At 34.0% G+C, this 4997-nt stretch carries 7 protein-coding genes; 3 read left to right on the top strand and 4 right to left on the bottom strand.

Annotated features, from left to right (window positions below; genetic code table 11):
• Window positions 1-146 precede the first annotated feature (146 nt).
• The 3 genes from OZD66_RS05945 to OZD66_RS05935 all read right to left on the bottom strand — a co-directional run bounded on the left by OZD66_RS05945 (window position 147) and on the right by OZD66_RS05935 (window position 2632).
• Window positions 147-725 (bottom strand): RlmE family RNA methyltransferase, encoded by a 579-nt coding sequence (locus tag OZD66_RS05945; RefSeq protein ID WP_182366441.1) that lies wholly within the window; start codon window positions 723-725, stop codon window positions 147-149.
• A gap of 76 nt (window positions 726-801) precedes the next feature.
• Complete coding sequence (locus OZD66_RS05940; RefSeq protein WP_182366443.1) at window positions 802-1377, bottom strand: PopZ family protein; 576 nt, start codon at window positions 1375-1377, stop codon at window positions 802-804.
• Window positions 1378-1396: 19 nt separating this feature from the next.
• Window positions 1397-2632 (bottom strand): TolC family protein, encoded by a 1236-nt coding sequence (locus tag OZD66_RS05935; RefSeq protein WP_182366445.1) that lies wholly within the window; start codon window positions 2630-2632, stop codon window positions 1397-1399.
• 129 nt (window positions 2633-2761) lie between these two features.
• Between OZD66_RS05935 and rplM the strand changes: the two genes are divergently transcribed.
• From rplM to OZD66_RS05920, 3 genes are all read left to right on the top strand, one after another.
• Window positions 2762-3220, top strand: a complete 459-nt coding sequence (gene rplM, locus OZD66_RS05930) for a 50S ribosomal protein L13 (RefSeq protein ID WP_010082596.1) — start codon at window positions 2762-2764, stop codon at window positions 3218-3220.
• A gap of 10 nt (window positions 3221-3230) precedes the next feature.
• Window positions 3231-3686 carry a 30S ribosomal protein S9 gene (gene rpsI / locus OZD66_RS05925; RefSeq protein ID WP_006279875.1) on the top strand — a complete coding sequence of 152 codons (456 nt, stop codon included), beginning with the start codon at window positions 3231-3233 and terminating at the stop codon, window positions 3684-3686.
• 146 nt (window positions 3687-3832) lie between these two features.
• A complete protein-coding gene (locus OZD66_RS05920) occupies window positions 3833-4144 on the top strand; it encodes an HU family DNA-binding protein (protein WP_182366447.1) in 312 nt (103 codons plus the stop codon).
• On the opposite strand, the gene OZD66_RS05915 is transcribed toward OZD66_RS05920, so the two are convergent.
• Window positions 4137-4844, bottom strand: coding sequence for a pyridoxine 5'-phosphate synthase (locus tag OZD66_RS05915; RefSeq protein ID WP_182366449.1), 708 nt, complete (start codon window positions 4842-4844; stop codon window positions 4137-4139). The two genes, OZD66_RS05920 and OZD66_RS05915, sit on opposite strands and share 8 nt — an antisense overlap.
• Window positions 4845-4997: the final 153 nt, after the last annotated feature.

Below are 4997 nucleotides of genomic sequence, written 5' to 3'. Positions count from 1 at the left end.
ATTAAACATGGGACGCCAGATACGTGAGTTTTTTTGTCATTTAATCTGTACAGAGAAGATAAATAAATAGCTTCAGTTTCATGATAAGGGCGCTGGCGGAGTTTGTCAAGTAAGTTTTTTGTTTCTGCGGACTACCTGGATTAATATTATATAGAAGGTTTGCTGCCAATAAAGCCTAAACTTACCAAATACATTTCTGTAGATTCAGATCTACTTGACTTTGGTTTAAAGTATTTTACTGTTTTAAACATTTTTTTTAGCTCGTTACAAAAATCTTTATCAGATTCTCCTTGGAAAATTTTTACTACAAACGTGCCACTATGGCTCAAGAAATGCTTTGCAAAATTGAGCGCTGCTTCGCATAAAAGCATAATTCTGGTATGATCCAACGATTTTAAACCACAAGATTCGGGGGCCATGTCAGATAAAATTACATCAAATTTTTGATCCTTGAATTTTTCTCTTAAAATTTCAAGCCCATTGATAATATCGCATTGTATAAACTCTACTCCATCAATTGCGTTCATTGGTTTTATGTCAAGAGCAACCACATTTGCACCTTTCTGAGATGCAACTTGTGACCATCCACCAGGAGAAGCACCAAGATCAATAATTTTTTGCCCTTCTTGGAATAATTTAAATTTGTTATCCATTTCTACCAGCTTATATGCTGAGCGTGACCTATAACCATCCTTGCTAGTTTTTTGCACATACTGATCATTCAAATGACGATGTAGCCACCTTGTTGAAGATAGTTTTCTGCCTCTAGCCGTCTTTACTCTAGTTTTTATTGCTAATACCCTACTTATTATTGATTATATCTTTAAGCTCTTTTTCAACTACTTCTTTTACCAGTGCATGTAGATATTTATTCAGCCATTCTGAAAGCTGAGGTTTTAAAAGAGATGTAACTAATTCTTCAACAGTAAGATTCGCTCTTTTTTGTTGTTTATGCTGTAATTCGTTTTGCATTTTTCCAAGCAACGCTTTGATCTCTTCCATATTCTCTTTTAAAATTAGATGATCGTTATTTTGCGCTTGTAAGCCGCTATTACTCGCTTTGTTATTACTCATTTGGATATTATCGTACAAATAAATATCTTTTTTTTCTTCTGAATTGTAGCTATGGCCATTAAATTGGTTATTGTTGCAAGCCATTTCCTCACTTTGGTCATCATTATCAATGTCCTCTTTTTCATTATTTTCTTTTTTGCCATCTTCTTCTATTTCTTCTGGATACTCTTCCTCAAGGTACAGCACATCATCATTTTCATCCTTTATTTCTGCTTTATCGTTACTCGCGTTTTTACCCGATATAGCTTTTTTTATATCTTCTAGGATATCTTTTACAGATTGATTACCTTGTTCATCATGCATAGTGCTAATACCATTAAATTTAGAGGTTTATACTATTTATCATAAAAAGCAAGTTGTAAACACTAATCACATAATTGCTTTTTGCTTCAACTAAGTCTGAACGTGCTTTAAATAATGCATCTTCAGTGTCCAAAAGGTCAGATGTACTCTTTAAATTTAAGTTTACTTCTTGCTCGACTCCTTCCAATGCTAGAGCTGCTGCTTTTTCCGCTTCTTGACTTGCTTTGATAATGGCCTTTGCTGTCAACACATTATTCCAAGCATTTACAACTGCTTGTTCTATATTTTTTACCGTTTCATAATAATCGTAGGTAGATTTTTTTGCATCCATTTTAGCTTTACTGACACCAAAAGCATTAACTCCTCTCTTAAAGATTGGAACATCAAGAGTAAAAACTACATGAACATTTTCTAATAGTTTGTCTACCTTCATACCATCCTCCCCAAAATTTTTGCTTGCACTTAGATTTAAAGAAGGAAGCCACTTGGAGCTTTCAGCAATCACTTCCATTCCGGCTGCTCTTTTTTGATAAACTGCTGCTTTTAGAGATAAATTATTGGTTTTTGCTAACTGTAAACATTCATTTAGCTCTGGAACAGAAGGTAGTTTATCATTAGCTTCAGAAAGGTCATCAGCATCTTCGCCAATCAAGTGATAATAAGCAATATTTACCAACTTTAATTTACCTTCAGCATCAACTCTTTCGGATATAGAAGATGAAAATTTTGCTTTTGCTAACAAAACTTCAGCATTGGTTACCTCTCCAAGGGAAAAGCGTTTTTTCATAGCTGACAAATGTTCCAAAGAAACGCGTTCTTTATGTTCTCTGAGCTTTAATATTTCTGTCTTTTGTAAAACACTAACATATGCCTTCACAGCATTAAGTGCAAGCTCTTGTTTTGATTGCTGAAATCGCATTTTTTCTGCTTTGAGAAGATGACTTGATCGACTAAATGTGGCAAAGGTGCCGCCGCCATCTATTATTCTTTGGCTTAATATCAGGCGTTTTCCAGAGTCTTGTGGATTGTTAATAATATTAAAATTACTATCAAAATTGTACTGCAAACTAATGTCAGGTAAAAATCCAGCTAACCCAGAAGATTTATAGTGTTTTTCTGCGCTTTTATATTGGTAAAATTGAGACTTTATTTTTGAGCTATTTTTGATGGCTTTGCTTATCACTTCTCCCACATCGGTTGCATAGCAACTTATAGTATTAAAAATGATCGCAAGTGTGATAATCAATCGAAACATTCTAATTCCTATGCATATTGGTTGCGCAGCTCAATTACTAACATAAATTACTTTAATAATCAATAACTAATATTGTTGACACTATTGAGAAATTAAGTATATCATAGCTTACTATTGTTGGATCAAATAATGAAGACTTTTTTCTTGAAGGAGAAACAAATCAATAAAAAGTGGTTTGTCATAGATGCAGAAGGATTAGTGGTAGGAAGGCTTGCAGCATTTGTAGCGACACTATTACGTGGAAAGCATAAACCTGAGTATACACCTCATATGGATTGTGGCGATAATGTAATTATTATCAACGCAGAAAAGGTGCATTTCACCGGAAAGAAGCTTAAAGATAAAATTTACTATAAGCATACAGGTTATTCTGGTGGTTTGAAGAAAACTACTCCAGATAATATTTTAAATGGCAAATTTCCTGAGCGTGTAATAGAAATGGCAGTGAAAAGGATGCTTGATGATGGGCCTATGGCACGTAGACGCTTTGAAAATTTGTATGTTTATTCTGGTTCAGAGCATAAGCATCAAGGACAGCAACCTGAAAAGATAGATTTTGCCTCTTTGAATCGTAAAAATAAAAAGTAATGGAGTAAAAATGAAGAGTTCTACAATAAATAACAATGATTGGTCAGAAAAGACAATTAAATCAGCAGTTGATTCGCTTGGTCGTTTATATGCTACAGGCCGAAGAAAAGAATCTGTAGCAAGAGTATGGATAAAGCCGGGGAGTGGAAAATTTAGTGTTAACAAAAAAGGCGATCTAATTTCTTATTTTAAAAGAGAGTCAGTGTGCCAAATAGTAAAAATGCCATTTGTTGCAACTTCCACATTGGATAAATACGATGTATTTGCAACTGTAAAAGGTGGAGGGCTATCTGGTCAAGCAGGTGCTCTAGCTCATGGAATAAGCAGAGCTTTAAGTAGTGTAAGCCAAGATTTGCATTCTATACTACGTAATGGTGAGTTCTTAACTAGAGATTCACGTGTTGTTGAACGTAAGAAATATGGTCAACATAAAGCTCGGAAAAAGTGTCAATTTTCTAAGAGATAGTTATTTTATAGGGGTGTTTTTTTGTAAGTATTATACAAATATTTGCAAAAGTGTATGATATCCTCTATTTTTGTGATGAATGTAGTTGACTATTGGTGTCAACATAATATGCTATTTATGTGATTTTTTCAATATTAAGGTAATTTATGAGTAAAGAAGATATAATAAAACAATTAAAGGAAGATTGTTCTAGTCAGAATATAGATATAACAAAATCTGATTTGAGCAAGATTCATGATGCGTTTATTAAAATAATAAAGAATGAGCTGCATGGGAAAGGTGAAATACGTTTGCATGGAATAGGAGCATTTTCTACTGCTATCAGTCAGGAAAAACAATGTCGTAACCCCCAAAGTGGTGAGATCATGACTGTTCCTAAAAAGACAAGGGTAAAATTTAAAGCAAGCCAAACTCTTTTAAGTATTTTAAATGAGAAGGAAAAAGCAGCAGTTAGTTAGACATTGTCATTTTCATTGTTTTTACTACGCTGTGCAAGCCGTAAAATACAGCTTCGCTAGTTAAATAGTGGCCTATGTTAAGAGCTGAGATGTGAGGTATTCTTGTCATCTTCTTAGCGTGTTTATAAGTTATGCCATGTCCTGCGTGGCATTCTATTCCTAATTTATTGACGTACTCTGCAGCATTAGTAATTAACTGTAACTTTTTTTCTGATGGATTATCACAGTAATCCCCTGTGTGAATTTCTATTATGTCAGGTTTTGTCCCTAGCTTTTCAAGATATTTTAGTTGATCAATATTTGGATCAATAAACAGTGAGACTTTTATGCTAGAGCTATGCATTTCCTCTATTATACTAGAAAGTTTACTGTGCATATTCACGATATCCAGGCCACCTTCGGTTGTTAATTCTTCTCTTTTTTCTGGTACTATACTAATCGAATAGGGTTTTACCTTTTTTGCTATTTCAAGCATTTCTTCCGTGGCTGCAATTTCAAGATTTAGCTCAGTGCTAATGCTTTTTTTTAGGTTAAATACGTCTTCATCTCTAATATGCCTTCTATCTTCTCGTAAGTGTACAGTAATAAAGTCTGCTCCAGCGTCAATGGCTATTTCTGCTGCTTTCAATGGATCTGGATAAGAAGTTCCGCGTGCGTTGCGGAGGGTTGCAACGTGATCGATATTAACACCTAGTTTCACAATCTACCTCAGAAATTATTTATAGATTATACATGTTATTAGGTTTTTTGCATAGTCATTGTTTGACCTTACCCAGAAAAAGTGGAGAGAAAGAAAAGAGTTTTTTTGGGTAAAATAAAATTTTGGAGGATTAGAAATGGTAAGAGAATATAC

The organism is Wolbachia endosymbiont of Drosophila baimaii (assembly GCF_028982185.1).
Classification (GTDB): Bacteria; Pseudomonadota; Alphaproteobacteria; order Rickettsiales; family Anaplasmataceae; genus Wolbachia; species Wolbachia pipientis.
This window is presented reverse-complemented; position numbering and strand designations above follow the sequence as displayed.

Coding starts and splice junctions, on each gene's coding strand:
- OZD66_RS05940 (WP_182366443.1), bottom strand. CDS start 1,377: ATGCATGATGAACAAGGTAATCAATCTGTAAAAGATATCCTAGAAGAT.
- OZD66_RS05935 (WP_182366445.1), bottom strand. CDS start 2,632: ATGTTTCGATTGATTATCACACTTGCGATCATTTTTAATACTATAAGT.
- rplM (WP_010082596.1), top strand. CDS start 2,762: ATGAAGACTTTTTTCTTGAAGGAGAAACAAATCAATAAAAAGTGGTTT.
- rpsI (WP_006279875.1), top strand. CDS start 3,231: ATGAAGAGTTCTACAATAAATAACAATGATTGGTCAGAAAAGACAATT.
- OZD66_RS05920 (WP_182366447.1), top strand. CDS start 3,833: ATGAGTAAAGAAGATATAATAAAACAATTAAAGGAAGATTGTTCTAGT.